The 19792-nt window shown below is 35.7% G+C and carries 13 protein-coding genes; 2 read left to right on the forward strand and 11 right to left on the reverse strand.

Going from position 1 to position 19792, the window contains the following annotated elements:
* Positions 1–104: 104 nt before the first annotated feature.
* From mqo to CSC80_RS17775, 5 genes are read right to left on the reverse strand one after another with little or no spacing between them, the layout of a single operon-like run.
* Positions 105–1580 carry a malate dehydrogenase (quinone) gene (gene mqo / locus CSC80_RS17755; RefSeq protein ID WP_099193269.1) on the reverse strand — a complete coding sequence of 492 codons (1476 nt, stop codon included), beginning with the start codon at positions 1578–1580 and terminating at the stop codon, positions 105–107.
* A 27-nt stretch (positions 1581–1607) separates the two neighbouring features.
* Positions 1608–2894: a DUF3570 domain-containing protein gene (locus CSC80_RS17760; protein WP_099193408.1), complete on the reverse strand. Its 1287-nt coding sequence runs from the start codon at positions 2892–2894 to the stop codon at positions 1608–1610.
* A gap of 57 nt (positions 2895–2951) precedes the next feature.
* Positions 2952–3161, reverse strand: a complete 210-nt coding sequence (locus CSC80_RS17765) for a DUF4266 domain-containing protein (RefSeq protein WP_058105487.1) — start codon at positions 3159–3161, stop codon at positions 2952–2954.
* A 1-nt stretch (position 3162) separates the two neighbouring features.
* Positions 3163–4116: an FAD:protein FMN transferase gene (locus tag CSC80_RS17770; RefSeq protein WP_099193270.1), complete on the reverse strand. Its 954-nt coding sequence runs from the start codon at positions 4114–4116 to the stop codon at positions 3163–3165.
* 25 nt (positions 4117–4141) lie between these two features.
* Positions 4142–4582 carry a thioredoxin family protein gene (locus tag CSC80_RS17775; RefSeq protein WP_099193271.1) on the reverse strand — a complete coding sequence of 147 codons (441 nt, stop codon included), beginning with the start codon at positions 4580–4582 and terminating at the stop codon, positions 4142–4144.
* Between the two features lie 431 nt (positions 4583–5013).
* On the opposite strand from CSC80_RS17775, the gene pta reads away from it, so the two are divergent.
* Positions 5014–7107 (forward strand): phosphate acetyltransferase, encoded by a 2094-nt coding sequence (gene pta / locus CSC80_RS17780; RefSeq protein WP_099193272.1) that lies wholly within the window; start codon positions 5014–5016, stop codon positions 7105–7107.
* A gap of 10 nt (positions 7108–7117) precedes the next feature.
* Positions 7118–8302: an acetate kinase gene (locus CSC80_RS17785; protein ID WP_099193273.1), complete on the forward strand. Its 1185-nt coding sequence runs from the start codon at positions 7118–7120 to the stop codon at positions 8300–8302.
* Between the two features lie 78 nt (positions 8303–8380).
* Here the strand turns inward: CSC80_RS17785 and CSC80_RS17790 are convergent, their stop codons facing one another.
* The 6 genes from CSC80_RS17790 to CSC80_RS17815 all read right to left on the reverse strand — a co-directional run bounded on the left by CSC80_RS17790 (position 8381) and on the right by CSC80_RS17815 (position 19603).
* Positions 8381–9685, reverse strand: a complete 1305-nt coding sequence (locus tag CSC80_RS17790) for a TolC family protein (RefSeq protein ID WP_074674407.1) — start codon at positions 9683–9685, stop codon at positions 8381–8383.
* 1 nt (position 9686) lies between these two features.
* The gene (locus tag CSC80_RS17795; protein WP_058105481.1) at positions 9687–12767 is read right to left on the reverse strand and encodes an efflux RND transporter permease subunit; all 3081 of its coding nucleotides are present in this window, start codon (positions 12765–12767) and stop codon (positions 9687–9689) included.
* Entirely contained in the window at positions 12767–13846 is a 1080-nt protein-coding gene (locus CSC80_RS17800; RefSeq protein ID WP_099193274.1) for an efflux RND transporter periplasmic adaptor subunit, read from the reverse strand. Before CSC80_RS17800 ends, CSC80_RS17795 begins: the two co-directional genes overlap by 1 nt.
* Before the next feature lie 356 nt (positions 13847–14202).
* Complete coding sequence (locus CSC80_RS17805) at positions 14203–15999, reverse strand: ribonucleoside-diphosphate reductase subunit alpha (RefSeq protein ID WP_071339823.1); 1797 nt, start codon at positions 15997–15999, stop codon at positions 14203–14205.
* The gene (locus CSC80_RS17810; protein ID WP_058105478.1) at positions 16000–17274 is read right to left on the reverse strand and encodes a ribonucleotide-diphosphate reductase subunit beta; all 1275 of its coding nucleotides are present in this window, start codon (positions 17272–17274) and stop codon (positions 16000–16002) included.
* A 421-nt stretch (positions 17275–17695) separates the two neighbouring features.
* A complete protein-coding gene (locus CSC80_RS17815) occupies positions 17696–19603 on the reverse strand; it encodes a hypothetical protein (RefSeq protein WP_180268636.1) in 1908 nt (635 codons plus the stop codon).
* Between the last annotated feature and the right edge of the window lie 189 nt (positions 19604–19792).

The raw sequence follows: 19792 nt of genomic DNA on the forward strand, positions 1-19792 counted from the left end.
TGTACTTACCATCTATCTAATTAAGGATAATGCAAGTACGACCTATTTATTGTACTCTTGTTGTTCTAATAAGCATAAAAGTATCTTAAAAGATTTACCTTAAACTACAAATTCAAATCTTTGGTTACCCTAGCCAATTCTTGATCGAATAATTCTTTAGTGACTTCCTTGTTATAAAATGGGACCATTTCATTTAGTTTATCTTTCCATTGTTCCGATGCCATCAATTCTGGAAATGCTTTTTCAATAACATCGAGCATTATTTTAACAGAAGTTGAAGCTCCTGGTGATGCACCCAACAAACATGTAATTCTTCCGTCTTTACTACTTACCAATTGTGTACCAAACTCCAACGAACCGCCTTCAAATTCATCTTTTTTTATGGTTTGAACACGTTGACCTGCAATTACAATTTCCCAATCTTCATTTTTGGCATCCTTAACAAATTGACGCAATGATTCCATGCGATCATCAAAGCTCATGGCCACTTGTTCCAACAAATATTTTGTCAATGGAAGATTATGCCAAAACACGCCCCACATGGATGGTATATTATCAAAATTGATAGATTTAAACAGGTCTAAATAAGAACCTTCCTTTAAAAACTTAGGACTAAAACCTGCAAACGGACCAAACAACAATTCTCTCTTTCCATTGATATAACGGGTATCTAAATGCGGCACCGACATTGGCGGGTCACCAATACCTGCTTTGCTATATACCTTGGCGTTATGCTGATTTATGATATCTTGATTTTTACAGACCAACCACTCGCCACTAACGGGAAATCCACCGTAGCCGTCTTTCTCGTCTATTTCGACCTTTTGCAGCAATAAAAGACTACCGCCACCGGCACCGATAAAAACATGTTCGGCATCGATCGTATTTTTCTTACCTGTTTCTAAATTTTTCATCTTCACCAACCATTCTTCATCATGGTCAGGGTCTATGTCTTCAACCTCTGTATGGAACAATACTTCAGTATTATATTCATCTTTAAGTATAGCAAATAATTTTTCCGTTAATGCGCCGTAATTCATCTCGGTTCCCCTATCTATTCGCGATGCTGCCATAACCTCATCTTCAGTACGATTATGCATCATTAAAGGAAACCATTCTTTCATTTTTTCAACTTCTCTAGTAAACTCAATCGAGTTGAACATAAAATGCTCTTTAAAAGCTTTGAAACGATTTTCAAGATAGTTGGCGTTCTCTTCTCCCTTTACCCAGCTATGATGTGGTACAGGAGTGATGAAAGTTTTAGGGTCTTTGATCAAGCCTTCCGCTACCAAATAAGACCAGTATTGCTTAGATATTTCAAACTGGGTACAGATGTTAATTGCCTTGCTAATATCTACAGCACCATCTTCGTTTTCTGGAGTATAGTTCAACTCACATAAGGCAGAGTGACCAGTACCGGCGTTGTTCCAAGCGGCAGAGCTTTCTTGTCCCACTTTACCTAATCGTTCAACGATCAAAACGTTAAGGTCTGGCTTTAACTGTTTTACCAATAAAGCTAACGTAGCACTCATGATACCTGCACCTACACAAATAAGGTCGTATTCTTCTCGTAAAACCATTATAAATTATTAAAATGTAATATAAAATTAATCCATCACAAACTTAAAGCCTGCTGTAACAATGCTGGAACTAAAGGTCGTATTTCTATCATATTTATAGAACTTTACATCAATACTTTTAAGTCCGAGTTTCCAGACATGCATTTTTGTAAAAATATCCGTGTAGGAAACTCCCATTCCAAATTGGTTTGCCGAATATTTTGACAAATCATAATCAGAGGTATAAAACGTATCCGTAGAAAATGCTTCTTCATATCTGTAAAAATAATCTGCGGCTGACTGCTGGTAAAATCTATAGGATGGGTATACCGTAAACTTATCCGTTAGCTTAATAGGCACTTCTACACTTGCCGTGTGCGAGTTAATACCCCAATCATCAAAATAATATCTATAGTAGGATCGTAACACAACACTTTCATTTATATACCAATTCAACCTTCCGCCACCTGCAACTTTAAAGCGGCTATCCGGTAATTGCTCAATAGCATCCGCAAGTTGAAATTCTTGAATAAATGAATCGGCTATATCTGCAAAATAAACGCGTTGAAAAGGTGTACTCAATAAACCATCTTGCTTTACAAAATCTAAAGCCAATGAACCTTGAAGATTTTTACCTAGAATTTGAGAAAAGCCCAAACCTATCGAATAGGAGTTTCTTGTCTCATCTGTAAACTTCTCAAAAGTAGGGCTGTAATCTATGTTCCCAGTAATTGTTTTGTTTAAAAAGAATCCGTTATCCAAACCATTTGCCCCACTTGCAAAAGGTCTTAGTTCCGTTGGGTAAATAGGAGTCCAGGTATCTAAAAATATATTTGCATTAATACTTACCTCGGTATTTTTTTCATTAAAGAGTTTTGTTAACCCACCACCAAATCCGAATGAAAAATAATCATATTCCGATGACACTGATAGATTTCCGGAGTACATAGTATTTCTATCATCTGAACTATGCGTATATGTGCCGGACAAGTTGGTCCATACATCTGACCTAGAAGCTCCTGTACTTGCTACAAAAGAATCTGCCCTTTCACTACCATCAAATGGATCAACATTACTGGAAGATGCAGAGGTGTAGGCAGAAACACCAGCATCAATGGTTAAAATATCATCATCATTCAATGGTACCGATACTATAATAGTTCCCGTAACATCTGTAAGTTCTTCTGTACCAATACCACCGGTAACAGCAGCATTATCACCGTTTTGAGAATAGTAACTGCTCAAGAAATCTACTTCGGTAGTTTCCAACACACGTTTTTTATAAGAGTTGGTTGCACCGGTATTTTGCTGGGCGTAACCAGCACCGCATAGCATACCTGCAATGAGTAGCACTATAAATTTAAACTTATGTCTTTGTTGTTTCATTACTTACTAATTACAGCCGCAGCCTCCACCTGTTTTACCTCCGTTTGCGCCTACCGCTGCTTCTCTATACGAATGCATGGTAATCACATTTCTATCGCACTTTTTATCTTGCAAGGTCATGTCAGGATCGTTGATATTTACTTTATCGTACTCCTTTAATACCGTGCAGCTACTAAGACCACCAATCATTACCAACACAATTAAAATCCTTTTCATTTTACTTATTTATTTGAATATTCTTAGATGTAATTATAGTACCCAAGTCGTCAATAATGATACACTCTACCTTTGGCAACTGCTCTATTCTATTTAAACCCACTTCTTTACCCATTACAAAAACAGATGTTGCAAGCGCATCTGCAAGTTCTGCCTTTGGGGCAAATACTGTTACGCTAACTATTCCCGTTGCCGGATAACCGCTACGGGGATCAATAATATGTGTATATCTGGTATTATTAAAAGTTACGTACTTCTCATAATTACCTGAGGTGACCACCGCTCCATTATCCAAGGGTAATAATGCAAACACCTTGTTCTTATTCATTGGGTTGGTAATGCCTACTTGCCAACTATCACCATTAGGTTGCTTTCCCCAAGTATTCATATCTCCAGATGCATTTATAATACCTGCTACCACACCTCTGGAAATCAATAGTTCTTTTGCCTTATCCGCCGCATGACCTTTTCCTATTGCTCCAAAACCTATTTTCATACCCTTCAATTTGAGGAAAACGGTAAGATTTTCTTTATTCAATAGGATATTTTGATATCCTACTTTAGAAACGGATGCTTTAATGGTTGCTTCCTCAGGCATTTCAGTCATGCTACCGTCAAACTTCCAGATGTTATCCATTGATGCATAACTAATATCAAAAGCACCATCGGTCAATGTAGAAATTCCTATTCCCCTTTGTATTAATTTGAACAATTCCGCATCAACTTTAACAGGTTTTACGCCTGCATTTTTATTAATTTCCGATGTCTGTGAATTTGGGTCCCAAGAAGAAATCAACTTTTCTATTCTTGTTATTTCACTGACAGCCAAATTAATATACTCTTCACCTTCAATAGGATCTTTAGCCACAACCGTGATATCAAAACGGCTACCCATTAATTTCATAGTACGCTTAAAAGGCTCTTGAGCCAGAAGCTGACCAACAGAACATATCATTACTATGAGAACTAGTTTTTTCAAGCTATTTTATGAATGAATTTAATTCTGCAATGTATTCTTTTGGTGACAGTTTTTTATAACTGGTTTCGCCATAAACTTTACCATCCGCATTCATTACTACCACGAAGGGGAAGATACCTTGCCGGTTGTACTTTTCTGCTAAAACCTTGTTCTTATTTAATTGCACTACTGGCAATGCATTCTTTTTTCTACGTGGAAAATCTGCTTGTAACATAATATAATGGTCCATGGCATACTCCTTAAACTCATCTGTTGACCACACCGATCTATCCAATTTAATACAAGGTGCACACCAATCTGAACCTTGAAAAACAAGGACAATAGGCAAATTGTGAGTTTTAGCAAGTTCTTTTGCTTCAGTAAAATCCGTCTGCCAATCTTGGGCAATAGCGGTACTTAACCCTATGACCAACATCAAAACTGTAATTACGTATTTTTTCATAAAATTCAATTCTGCTACAACAGATTAATACAAAGCACTTTGCAGTATCTGCGTTTTAAAAGCTACGGCAATGCAATAGCCTCTAATAGCTTAACGCACCTTTTAGTAAAAATTGTGTACTTGATGATACTGATGTTCACTACTTTAAATGACCAATGTGTTATTATATGTAAGCTAGTCAAGATTTGAGATAGTATTCCCCCAAAACTCTTTAAACATCTTTCTCTATTATATGATTTTCATCATATTTAAGAATACCCTTGATCTATATTTTTGAAACTTGAAAATTTAGAATCAATAAGTTGTGTTTATTTCAAAAACTACACATTATAAAAACATGATTTTTTAAACAAAAATGTCAGTTTATAACCCATGAATAGTATTCCCTGACAAAATCCTATAAATTTGATAAACACTAATCCCATTTACACGTGAGTAAAGCTATATATATTGTTACTACAGAACCAAATAGTGGAAAATCAATTATTTCATTAGGTCTTATGCAACTTCTTTTAGGTAGAACTGCCAAGGTTGGTTATTTCAGACCTATTATCGATGATGTTCCCGAAGGGAAAACCGACAATCATATTGACACTGTTTTAAGCTACTTTAATGTAGATATGAAGCCAGAAGAAGCTTTTGCATATACACGAAGCCAAGTAGTACAATTAAAAAACCTAGATAAAGACGATGAAATTGTAGGGCATATTATACACAAGTATAAAACTATTGAAAACAAGTTCGATTTCGTTTTAGTGGAAGGAACAGATTTTTCTGGAGAAGGTGCCATAATTGAATGGGATATCAACGTGCTTATTGCAAAAAACCTAGGTATACCTGCAGTTATTCTAGCAAGCGGAAAAAACAAAACTTTAGGTGAACTGGTCGGTAATCTTTACATGGCCTATGACTCTTTTAAAGAAAAAGGTGTAGATGTACTTTTAATCGTAGCCAATAAAGTACAACCAGAAAATGTCTCTATAGTTTCTGAAGGATTAAAAGAGAAACTACCCAATGACGTATTGGTAGGTACCATACCTGTAAACCCAATTTTAGGTAGCCCTACTTTAAAGGAAATTGCCCAAGAACTAGATGCCAAGATTCTTTTTGGTGAAGATTATATCAATAATCAAGTTGGTAGTTTTAGTGTTGGCGCCATGCAATTACGTAACTACATAACGCATTTAAAAGATGATAGCTTGGTGATTACACCTGGTGATCGCGCAGATATTATTTTAGGGGCGCTACAGGCCAATATTTCTACGAACTACCCTAGCTTGTCCGGTATTGTTCTAACCGGTGGTTTATTACCGGAAGAATCCATTATAAAGTTGATAGAGGGACTTTCAGACATCATTCCCATTCTATCTGTAGCAAGAGGCACCTTCTATGTCACCAATAAAATAGGGACTATTAGACCTCGTATTTATGCTGAAAATACCGAAAAAATACAGACCTCAATACAAGAGTTCGAAAAACACATTCCTACCAAAGAACTGGCCGAAAGGTTAATCACTTTTAAAGCTAAGGGCATTACCCCTAGAATGTTTCAATATAACCTTCTGCAAAAAGCCAAATCATCTAAAAAACATATTGTACTGCCCGAAGGTTCAGATGAACGAATTCTGATGGCAACCAAAATGCTGATAGATGCCGAAGCGGTAACCATTACACTTTTAGGCAATAGAGATCAGATTATTTCAAAAATCACTGAACTGGATATTGACATAGACCTTAGCACCATAAACATTATTGACCCTACAACATCTGACAATTTTTTAGATTACGCCACTACCCTGTTTGAATTACGTAAGCATAAAAACGTAAACTTGGCAATGGCCAAAGATTTAATGGAAGACGTATCATATTATGGTACCATGATGGTTTATAAAGGGCATGCTGACGGCATGGTTTCCGGTGCCGTACATACCACCCAACATACCATAAGACCTGCATTACAGTTTATAAAAACAAAGCCTGGTGTTTCTATAGTATCTTCTATATTTTTTATGTGTTTACCCAATAGGGTCACTGTTTTTGGAGATTGTGCCATTAACCCTAATCCTACTTCAGAGCAATTATCTGAAATTGCAATTTCATCTGCGGCAACAAGCGCTGCATTTGGCATAGAACCTAAAGTAGCCATGCTATCATATTCTTCAGGAGCATCGGGTGTTGGTGAAGATGTTGATAGAGTACGAAAAGCTACTGAAATCATAAAAGATAAAAGACCCGACCTAAAAGTGGAAGGTCCCATTCAATATGATGCAGCAGTTGATGCCAAAGTTGGTTTAAGTAAATTGCCCGAATCTGAAGTTGCAGGACAAGCTAGCGTGTTTATATTCCCTGACTTGAATACAGGAAATAATACTTATAAAGCGGTACAAAGAGAAACTGGTGCCTTGGCGATCGGACCAATGTTACAAGGTCTAAATAAACCGGTTAATGATTTAAGCCGAGGTTGTACCGTAGATGATATTTTTAACACCGTAATAATTACTGCTATTCAAGCAGAAGGATTCTAAACTCATTTTCATGAATATTTTAATTATCAACTCTGGTAGCTCATCTATAAAATATCAACTTTTAGATATGCCTGCGGCAAAGATTATTTGTCAAGGATCTATAGAGCGTATTGGTAGTACCCAAGCTATTTCAACCTATAAAACGGATACACATAAGGTTGAAAAAACCTATGAAATTGCAACTCACAAAGCTGGTCTGGAGCGAATTACTTCTCTTTTGCTTGATGCTGAAATGGGCGTGATCGATAGTACTGAGGAAATAGATGCCATTGGTCATCGTGTGGTACATGGTGGTAAAGATTATGTTGATACTACTTTAATCAATGAAGAAGTTAAGCAAAAAATAAAATCGCTTTCTCCCCTAGCCCCTTTACACAACCCTGCCAATCTAGAAGGAATACTAATGGCGGAAGAAATTTTTAAATCATCTAAGCAAATCGTTGTTTTCGATACTGCCTTTCATGGTACGTTACCCATAAAAGCTAAAAAATATGCCGTTCCCAATATCCTGTTCGAAGAAAAGAGAGTTCAGGCTTATGGATTTCATGGTACCAGCCATAAATATGTTTCGGAAAAAGCAAATGAATATTTAGGCAATCAAAATACCAAGCTCATTTCCATTCACTTGGGAAATGGTTGTAGTATTACCGCTATCAAAAATGGTAAGAGCATAGATCATAGTATGGGATTTGCACCGTCTAACGGATTGGTAATGGGTACACGAAGTGGAGATATTGACCATTCCATTATTTTTTATATGGTGAAAACACTTGGGTATAGTTTAGATGAAGTAAATGAACTTTTGAACAAAAAAAGTGGAATGCTAGGCCTTACAGGTTACAATGACCTTCGTGATATTGAAGTAGAGGCGAGTAAAGGTAATACCGACTGCATTCTTGCCTTAGAAATGAATGCCTACCGAATTAAAAAATACATAGGCGCCTATATTGCAGCAATGAACGGTTTAGACGCTATTATTTTCACTGCCGGTATTGGAGAAAACTCCAGTTTAATGCGCCAACTTGTGTGTAAGGATATGGAGTGTTTTAATCTTCACTTAGACGACTCCAAAAATGATTTAAGATCTAAAAATGTTAGAGAAATAAATACCACGGATTCTAAGGTAAAAATTCTGGTAATCCCTACAAATGAAGAATTGGAAATTGCCAAACAGGTTTACCAATTAATTAATTAGTTCTAATTATAAGCCTTGGAAATTGTTCTGTAATTGATGGCTAAATTCCAAGGCTTTCCCATATATAATGAACCAGTTTCATATGTCCAATTCTCCAGACATTTGTTTTAAAATAATTTCAGATAGTTTGGCTTGAAACTTTGCATTACTAAACCTAACCCTTGCATTTATATAATTAAGTTGTGCCGTTCTAAACTCTATTGTAGGAATAATTCCTATCCTGTACTTTTCTACCGTTATGTCTAAATTTTCTTTCGCTATTGCTTCATTATTTCCCTCTAGTTCAATTAAACTAATATTGGTCAAATAAGTTTGATAGGTTGTACTCAAAGTAGAAAGCAGCTGTTGTTCTTTTTCTTTAATAGCTATTGCTGCGTTTTCCAATTCCATTTTTCCTATTTTCTCATTCCTATTTTGATTAAATCCATCAAATAAATTTAATGTTGCCCCAAATCCATAACTAAATCCGTTAGACTCCGAACTTGTTGTAAAACCAAGACTAGATTCTGATTTTCCAAAATTATAACCTGTAGTAGCATAAATGGTGGGGTACCTTGATGCCTTAACCTGTTTAAGTTCCAACTCACTAATTCTCTTACTTATTCTCTCTGCATTTAATTCTGGATTATTGGCCATTAATTTAGATTCTAAATCAGGTAACAATAAACTCTGATCAACGAATATTTCGGGTACTGCCTTAAAATCGGTTGTTAAGTCTCTCGCCAATTGTTCGTTCAACTGAATTTTGGTATTTGCATACAGTTCTTTTTGGCGTTGCATTAAAGTTTGATCGGTATTTAAATCTACTTGCGCATTTAAAACTTCCAATTTAGAGGCCTTTCCAATAGAGAATCTATTTCTAGCCAATTCTACTCTTTGTTCTGAAATATAAATAGTACTGTCCAAAGCGGCTAATTGCTGTTGTTGTTGTACCAAATCGTAGTAGGTGATCATTACCTCGCCAACTTTGGTCAATACCACTTGCTTTAATTCTTCTGCACCTAATTCCCGGTTCTGTTTCAATTGATCATATGCCGCAAACATACTTAACCCATCAAATAAGGTCCAATCTAAAGTTACTCCATAGTCCAAACTATTATTTTTAGCATTGTCCTGTTCTACTTGAGAACCATCTGTTCTTGTTTGTGATAAATTCTGCACACTATTATTATCTTCAATACTTGCTTCTAAAGTAGGAAGCATACCAGCAAAACCTGGACTTACGGAGACAGAATCAATTTTTAAATTGTTGGCGGCCGTAATAATCTGATAGTTATTTTTGACTGTAATCTTAACGGCATCTTCAATAGTCAGAATTTCTTGTGCGGCGGCGTTAAGATGTAAAATAATCAATAATAAAAATGGTAACTTGGTTATATTCATTCTAGTTGGTTTCAAGTACTTTAAACTCCGGTCTCTCTACTTTCTCCCTAGACCACAATAAATACAGGGCAGGTATCACAAAAAGGGTCAATAGTAAAGAAAACATGGTACCTCCTATAATTACTACCCCCATACCTATTCTACTAGTTGATGCCGCTCCAAGAGATAACGCAATTGGTAGAGCGCCTAATGCAATGGTTAAACTGGTCATTAAAATAGGTCTTAACCTTGATTCTGAAGCCTTCATAATTGCCTCACTTTTTTCAATACCTTGCTCCCTTAATTGGTTTGCAAACTCAACAATCAAAATACCATTCTTAGTTACAAGACCAATTAGCATTATAGTACCGATCTGGCTAAATATATTCCAAGATTGCCCAAACAACCACAATGAAAACAGTGCACCGGCAACCGCCATAGGCACCGTTAAAATGATGATAAAAGGGTCAATAAAGCTTTCAAATTGAGCCGCTAAAATCAAAAATATCAGTAATAATGCTAGTCCAAATGCAAAGAGTGTATTGGAACTACTCTCAACAAAATCACGAGACTCACCTCCCAAATCAGTGGTAAAGGTATCATCAAGTACATTTTCCTTAATTCTTTCCATTGCGGCAATACCATCATTTATAGTTTTTCCAGGCGCAAGATTTGCTGAAACCGTAGCTGCCATATAGCGATTGTTATGATATAATTGTGGCGGACTACTATGCTCAGTAGTATGCACTAAATTATCCAATTGGATAAGTAATCCGTCCTTGTTCTTTACAAATATAGATGTGAGGTCCATTGGTGCATTCCTATCCTCCTTATCAAACTGACCTATTACTTGATATTGTTTTCCATTCTTTAAAAAATAGCCAAAACGCTGACCACTTAATGACAATTGCAAAGTCTGGGCTACATCTATAACAGATACTCCTAATGTCTCCGCTTTCTCCCTATCTATGGAAACATATAGCTCCGGTTTATCAAATTTCAAATTGACATCTACATAAGAAAAGGTCTCATCATTCTCAGCTTCTGCCATAAATTCCGGTATGTATTCCTTTAACTTATCAAAATTCTGAGCTTGAATAATATACTGTATCGGTGGACCTCCACGTCTATTCACTGAAATAGTTGGGCGTTCCGATACGTTAGATTTTCCTCCTACATAAGCTTTTGCCCATTCACCTAAATCATTGGCTATCTCTCTTTGCGATCGATCACGCTCACTAGGATCCACCAATGCAATATTAGCCCTACCGCTGTTCACAGATGAAGAACCAAAACCAGGTGAAGTCAAAACCAAACTCACCTTTTTTTCTGGTACCGAATCATTTATCAATTCGGTAATATCGGTCATTAACCTATCCATATACTCATAAGAAGAACCCTCTGGAGCATTAACACTTAAACGTATAAAGCTACGATCATCATAAGGAGCCGTTTCTTTTGGTAGAAGAATATAAAATACCGCAATTAAAGCTATACAGCCCGCTAGAATAGGGAAACTCAACCATTTTCTTTTCATAAAAACCCTTAGCGATTCTGCATAGGATTTATTCATTTGCAAAAAGTATTTCTCAGTTACATGATAAAATTTTGTTTGCTTTTGTTTACCCGGTTTAATTAAGTAGGCATTGAGCATGGGAGTTAACGATAAAGACACAAATGCCGAAATTAGTACAGCTGCTCCAAGTACTACCCCAAACTCCCTAAATAGCCTTCCTACAAACCCTTCTAAAAAGATGACGGGCAAAAATACGGCTGCCAATGTTATTGATATGGATATTACAGCAAAAAATATTTCATTAGACCCTTTGATAGCCGCCTCAATGGGACTCATACCCTCTTCTACCTTTTTATAAATATTTTCGGTCACAACGATACCATCATCAACAACCAATCCCGTCGCCAATACAATAGCCAAAAGTGTTAAAACATTTATTGAATAACCAAACAACCACATTACGAAAAACGTAGCTATCAAGGATACAGGAATATCAATTAAAGGGCGCATGGCCATTGACCAGTTTCTAAAGAAAACAAAGATGACCAATATTACCAGAATTACCGAAATAAGTAAGGTCTCGGCTACTTCGGTAACCGCCCGTCTTACAAAGACGGTGTCATCAATTACAATATTCAATTTAAAACCTTCAGGTAAATCTTTTTTAAGGTTTTCGTATTCTTCGTAAAAAGCATCTGCGATTTCCAAATAGTTAGTACCGGGTTGTGGTATTACCGCAGTAGCTACCATGGGCTGACCAGAATCGCTCATTTTAGTCTCCATGTTCTCACCCTCTAATGAAGCTTGACCTATATCACTTAAACGCACTAACTTATCATTATCTGCCATGATAATGATATTATTAAATTGTTCTTCAGTACTTAAATTACCTATGGTCTTTACTGTTAGCTCTGTGTTATCGCCGGTTAATTTTCCCGATGGTAATTCTACGTTCTGTGCCAATAATGCATCTTGTACATCTGAAACCGTTAATCCATATGAGGAAAGTTTTAAAGGGTCTATCCAGAGCCTCATGGCATATCTTCGTTGACCCCAAATCTGCACACTACTAACGCCTGGTATGGTTTCTATTCTTTGAGCGATAACGTTTTCAGCATAGTCGGATAATTCAAGAATATTTTTATTATCGCTCTGAACGGTCATTGACAATATTCTTTGTGCATCCGCATCAGATTTAGACACCACAGGCGCAGAGTCAAGATCATCGGGCAAACTTCTAATTGCTTGTGACACCTTATCCCTAACATCGTTTGCTGCTTCTTCAAGATCTTTGTCTAGATTAAATTCTATATTAATAGAACTTGAACCTTGTACACTAGATGAGCTTAAATTTCTAATGCCGTCAATAGAATTAATGGCCTTCTCCAGTGGTTCGGTAATTTGAGATTCTATAATATCTGCATTGGCACCAGAATATGTAGTTCTTACCGAAACTTGTGCCGGGTCAATTGACGGAAATTCCCTAATTCCTAAATACGTATAACCTATAATTCCAAAAAGAACCAGGGTCACATTCATTACTATGGCAAGTACCGGTCTTTTTATGCTTAAAGTAGATAGATTCATTATTCCCCTGTTCTTGCTTCTGGTTGATTAAAATCTATTTCCACCGGTGTGCCATTTTTTAAGGCCATTACGCCATAAGTTAAAATGGTATCACCGGCTTTTAAGCCTGTCAAAACCCTAACTTCATTTCCAGTTCTTGTACCAATCTCTACATCTATCTCTTTCGCCCTACCTTTTTCAGATATAAAAATGCGTTTACCGTTCTGTACCGGAATCAAAGATTCTGACGGAACCAATAACGCATTATCAACGCTTTCTAAAGGCAAAAGCACGTTTGCGTAAGTACCTGGATAAATTTCCCCATCACTATTCTCTGCAATTGCTCTCATTTTCAAGGTTCTGGTAGCAATTTCAACCTCAGGTTCTATAGCATACACGGTAGCCTCATGACTTATATTGGCCTCTGAAGTGGTAAAAGTGAGATTTGTACCAATCTCCACCTGGGATGCATACTTTTCGGGTATGGAAAAGGTGATTTTAAGTTTACTGGTATTCACCAACTTAGCAATAGGTGTTAATGGTGTTACATAGGTTCCCTTTGATATGGAACGTAAACCAATGGTACCTGAGAACGGCGCCCTAACAATAGTTTTTGATAATTGGGCTTGTATGAGTTGTGATTCTGCACTTGCGGACTGAAAATCCGCACTTGCAATTTCATATTCTTCTTGACTAATAGCCTGTTTCTCTAAAAGCAATTTTGCCCTTCGTTCATTTTCAGAAGCTAATTTTTGTGCCGTTTGTACTTTTGACAGTTGTGCCTGTAGCTCAACATCATTTACCGTAAAAAGTACTTGACCTTCTACCACTTTACTACCCTCCTCAAAATTAATACTCTCTACAACTCCTGATATTTCACTTCTAATTTCTATTTGTTCATTGGCTTCAATAGTTCCAGAGAGAGAAATATTGTCATTAAATTCTTGTTCTTGTAAAACAAGGCCTTTTACGGTTGTAGCTGTTGATGATTCCTCTGACAGTTTAGGCTCTCCAATTTCATTATTGGCATTTATTCGATAAACGATCAAAGCGGTCAACCCTATCAGCAAGATACCGTAAACAATGTATTTTGTTTTCATAGGTGGTGGATTGTTTTTAGTTAGTTTGGCTACTAACAAATCTAAACCTAAACACCTATTTTGGGGATATCTTAAGCTATATTTAACAAGGTTTTAGCACCATATTTTCAACTATATAAAAAATGATATCAAAGACTATCATAAAGGCAATTAAATATGACTTCAAAATTTAAAAATGGTTTAATATACCTTATTATTTAACATTTTTTAACCTCTCAGAATATTTACGCTGAACGTATCTACACTAAGATTATAACACAAACTGTTTAATAAAAAAAGCCGGTGCCTTAGTAGAATTTTTTAGTTCTCTAAAACACCGGACCTTAAACTGTATATTCTATTTCTAGAACAATTATTTATGCCTCACAACTAGCACAATCTTTCTTTTGCTTGAATTTTTGGGCAGCATTCATACTATGTTGGTAGTACAATGACTTCAATCCTAATTTCCATGCTGTTACGTGAATCTTATTGATTTCCTTAACTGGCATTTCTGGATGAACAATAATGTTAACGGATTGACCTTGATCAATATGGTTCTGTCTATTTGCTGCTTGATAGATAATGTCCATCTGGTCAATTTCTGAATAGGTCTTAAATACATCTTTCTCCAAATCAGAAAGGAAATCTAAATGCTGTACAGATCCATCAAAATCACGTATGCTTCTCCACACCTCAGTAGTGTTCATGCCTTTCTCCTCTAAAAGATCAACTAAGAATGGATTTCTTATGGTAGTTTTCACCTTGGCAATATCCTTTACGTATGTATTTGACCAAATTGGTTCTATACCTTGAGAAACCTGACCTAATATAAATGCAGATGACGTTGTAGGTGCAATTGCATTCAATGTCGCATTTCTTCTTCCAAAACCTTTTAAAACCTTTGGCTCTCCAAATTTATCTGCCAACTCTTCAGAAGCACTATAAGATTTCTCCTTAATAGTTTTAAATATCTCACTATTTAGATTATAGGCTTCTTGACTGTTGAAAGGCAACATTTTAGATTGCAATAATGAATGCCAACCTAATACTCCTAAACCTAGCGCTCTGTTATCTTTTGCAAAATTATAAGCGCGTTCCATGAACAAAAAGGTTTGGCGATCTTCTCTATTTTCAGAATCGCGGTATACTTCTAATTTTTCACAGAATTCCGTAATTACCGCATCTAAAAAGAATACCATAGTTTCTACAGCATCTGTATCTTTCCATTTATCGTAGTGAAGAACGTTTACAGAAGACAATACACATACAAAAGACCACTCGTCACTAGATGGCAACATAATCTCCGTACATAGGTTACTAGCATAAATCTTATGACCTTTTTCTTGGTATACATCTGCAGCACCATTGTTGGCATTATCCTTAAAGAAGATATACGGGTAGCCCATTTCACCTCTTCTCTGTAAAACTTTGGCCCAGATAGAACGTTTTTCATTGTCACCATCTACCATTTCTTGCATCCACTCATTCGTAACAGTTACGCCATGAGTCAATTCTTGAATAGGGTTACCTTCAGTACCAATTTCCAAAAACTCTTCAATATCAGCGTGTTCTACCGGTAAGTAAGGAGAAAAACGACCTCTACGTACAGAACCTTGGCTTACGACATCTACCATAGATTCAAAGAGCTGCATAATATGTACCGCACCAGATGCTTTACCATTATTTTTAACTTCTGCTCCCCTATGTCTAATATTACCAAAGTAACCAGAGGTACCACCACCTAATTTTGACATCATACCTACTTCAGATTGGGTGTACAAAATGTTACCCATATCATCGGCTATATTAGACCCAAAACAGCTAATTGGCAATCCTCTTTCTTTTCCAAAATTTGACCATACCGGAGATGCCAATGAGTAAAAACCTTCACTCATATACCCATAGAACTTATCTGAAAAACCAGGCATACCTAATATTTTCTCCGCTCTATCGGCAATTTCACGAATACGGGTTTCGGCTGATACTCCAGGAGTTAAGTAACCAGAAGCCAAGAAGTTACGACTATCTTGATTTAACCACTTAAACCCTTCTTCTTTGTCTTGTTTTATACTTTTAAGCGCTTCTTTTCTTGCTTGTACCAGTTCATTAGAACCATTCAGCTTAATTTCTTCCTTTACGCTAGTCTCTAAGTTAATTTTTGAATCGTTCATTTAAAATAAGTCGTCACTGGTTATACTTTGTGTTCTTTTGCTATAGTTGATGGAGCGCTTTACGAAGAAATCGCCATGTTTGGTACCGATTATCTCATCATCAAACCATTCTGTCTGAGATAATAATTCTTCGTCTACCTCAAATATTTTTTCGATTCCGATACTTTCTATCGAATCATTAAATCTCTTTTTAATGAATTCCTTGATTAAATTTTTAGGAAGGAAATCTATTTCACCTGCTTCAAAAATCCAATCTATAATATCACTCTCGGCCAAGAATGCATCTTTACACATATCCTGAACAGTACTATTAAATTCTACATTAAACCATGTAGGATTCTCATCTTTTATAATATTGATAATATCAATACCAAAATCGCCATGAATCTGTTCCTCTTTTGAGGTTGCCTCAACAACATTAGAGATACCCTTAAACATATTTTTATGTTTATTAAAGGCCATGATAATCAAGAACTGAGAGAACAATGATACGTGCTCAATGAATAGTGAGAACAATAAAATTGATTCTGAATATTCTTTGTTGTCTTCGCTTTTAGAGTTCTTAAGAGCCGTTTCCAAATAATGAACCCTTTTCATTATAACAGGCTTCTTCTTCAAGTTCTTGAACTCTGCATTTAAACCTAATATTTCCAACAAATGAGAATACGCATCATGATGTCTTACTTCACTTTCTGCAAACGTTGCACCTACAGAACCAATTTCTGGTTTTGGCATCTTATGGTAGATATCTCCCCAGAAGCTCTTAACCGCAACTTCAATTTGGGAAATGGCCAACATCGCATTTTTTATGGCATTTCTTTCAATGTCATTCAAGCCGGTCTTAAAGTCTTGAATGTCACTTGTAAAGTTAAATTCCGTATGTATCCAATATGAATGTCTAATTGCCGATACATATTCGTACAATGCAGGGTATTCATATGGTTTTAGATTCACTCGCTTTTCAAAGATGTTCGATTTTCTTTTCTGTGCTTGCTCATTTCTATATAGAATATATCCCTTAGCAACATCAAAGTAACCGCCTTCCATTAACTTGTTCTCAACGAAATCTTGAACCTCCTCTACTGTAGGAATATAATTATCGTCTAATTTCTTTCTTTCTAACAGTGCTAAATGCACATTATTGGAAATTATTTCAGCTTCACCAGGACCACCATGTTCAACGGCTGTCATAGCCTTTAAAATAGCATTTGTAATTTTGTGTAAATGGAAGGGTTTTGTTGAAAAATCCCGTTTTATGACCTGTGTGATTTTCATGTTAAAATAATGTTAATGATGAACTAATTAAGCGAGGTGTAAAGTTCCAAAATTAATCACCTTATTTTCACATTTACCTCGTTAAGCTTTTAACATGGTTATCAACAATTGCAATTTTAACTAAAAATAGAAGAATGCCAACCTTCTCCAAATCACAAACTAAATATCTTTAAATCAATGTTTTATATTGATAAATTTAAATTCTAAATTTAGATTTGCTTAAAGAATTACTTCAGCTAATAATTGTATAAATTATTTTTAATAAAGTTGGCCATAGTCATTTTTTTCTAATAACATACTATTAACATTGATGTAATTTTTTACAATTTAAGTTCACCAACTTAAGTCGTTTTTCTTCAATATAATAGCTTTACCCATCTGTCTAAAAAATTCAATTTTCTCTTTAAAAAATCAAATGGTATCATTTAGAAATGTCAATGGTTTTTTTAATGATTTCACCTTTTTTACCACCAAAACTCTCCGATTGCACTTCAATTTTTATTTTTCTATTTTTTGTAGGAATTTTTGAAATATAAAAATCTTTAGAGGGTGTTTTACCTAACCAAATTTTGTCATTTTCTTCATTTATAAAGTATAAATTATGATATACAGGAGCATCTAAAGTTTTAAAATGAACATACAATTCGGCATTGTTTTCATTTAAAAATCCATTTACCTGAAATTGAGATGTAGTTGGTGATGGTTCGCGTTTGGAGTTTATGGCAACTTCGCCTAAATACGCACTACCTTTGCCCCTAGTTCTAACTCCGATTTTAATTATACGAACGTTTTTACGAACGGTTATGCTAAAATTGTTTTTCTTCCAGGAAAGTGAATTTTTAAGCGCATTGGTTAAAATCTCCCCGTTAGATAATTGGCAATAAAACTCTAAACTTATATCACCAATAGTTTTAGCGACAACGCTAAAATTCACGTTCTTTTCTAAACTTATTTTTGTCTTGTACAAAGGTAGTTCTGCATTCTCGTACGCTTCTAAGAATAAGCTACTACCACCAAAATAGCTATCCTCAAAACTAATGGTAGGTTCAACTTTGGTAGTATCTACCTGAAATTGCCATGTTGGCAATACGTCTTGAATACTTAAATTATGCCATTCTTCTCTTGAAACCGTTTTTCCTTTCTCATTGTAAAAACTACCAAGTCCGTAATTGAAATTAGATTTAAAAGGCAGTTCATTAATTACGCTTCGTGGTTCAAAATAATTGGAGAATCCTTGCCAAGTACTTTCGCCAAACCTAGTCTCTATAGTTGAACCACCATTCCAAAAATTTTGTTCATTACGGTATACGTCCTCTGGCATTTTACTTTCAGAAATATCAAAGGTAGAGTTGGACCAGTAAATACCTATAGATGTATTATTAGGTTTACCGTTCTTATATAGTGCATCCCATTTTACAGGTGTATTATAACTTTTGGACTGTACATCTATACCCGCGAACAGATCCCACTCACTTCTTCCCAGTTTATTGGCCAGAACTTTGCTATCTTCTAAATTAACATCGTGATACCTAAAATTGATAAAAAACACATCAGACATATTAGTATCTCCATTTTGAAAATACATTTGATTGTGCTCGTTTAATTCGTCTTGCCAAATTACGCGTGAATCATCTATCATGGCATCGTACCAGACCAATTTTAAATTTGATCGTTCCCTATAATATGTGATGAACTCTTGCATGAGTTCCCCCATATTACCCACTAAATCATACGTTTCTTGATTAATAAACCAGCCATCAAATTTATATGCTTTAGCTACTTCAATAAGTTTATCGGCAACGGGAAAGCTTCCATCCTCATTCTTTACAAGAAACTCATACACCCACTTTTCCTTACCGCCATAAACGTTGGGCGGAAAAAACACCGTACCTATACTCTTTACTCCGTTTTTATGGGCAGCATCTGTCCAGAACGCTGTTGGTGGCACAATAATACCTTCGTTTGCTGAGCCACCCCATTGCACAAAATAATCTATGTATTGCCAAAATGGAAAAGCATATTGTTTTACCGAAGTAAACCCTTGAGAAGGATGAAAATTAGTGGTATGAGGTGCCATTAAAGCTATAATACCCGGAATTTTTGGTGAACTTTCTCCTAAACCCGTACTATCATTTAAAAACCGATCTGCCAAAGGAATACTACTTACATTAAACTTTGCTTCCCTATCATTTTCTGGTGACCATTCTAAAAGCTCGTGTACAAACCAATAAGAAGAATAGGGCTGATTTTTTCCATACTCTTGTTCTTGTGCCTTGATGTTAAATCCGCACCAAAATAATATTACAAAATACAAGGTTATTTTCTTCATGGTCATTGTCAGTTTAATTTAAAGTTTAAAGATTGTTCTTTTCTGAAGAATCTACAACTCTCTTGAAATTATAGAAGGTTTAATGTTAAATGAAAAGGAATATTAAAACATAAACGGAACATATAAAGGGTAGGCTTCGCTTTATGGAGACCTCAAATAAAATTTTCAATACTTTCGCCTTTTAATTGA

The organism is Maribacter sp. 6B07 (assembly GCF_002700155.1).
In the GTDB taxonomy this organism is placed as follows: domain Bacteria; phylum Bacteroidota; class Bacteroidia; order Flavobacteriales; family Flavobacteriaceae; genus Maribacter; species Maribacter dokdonensis.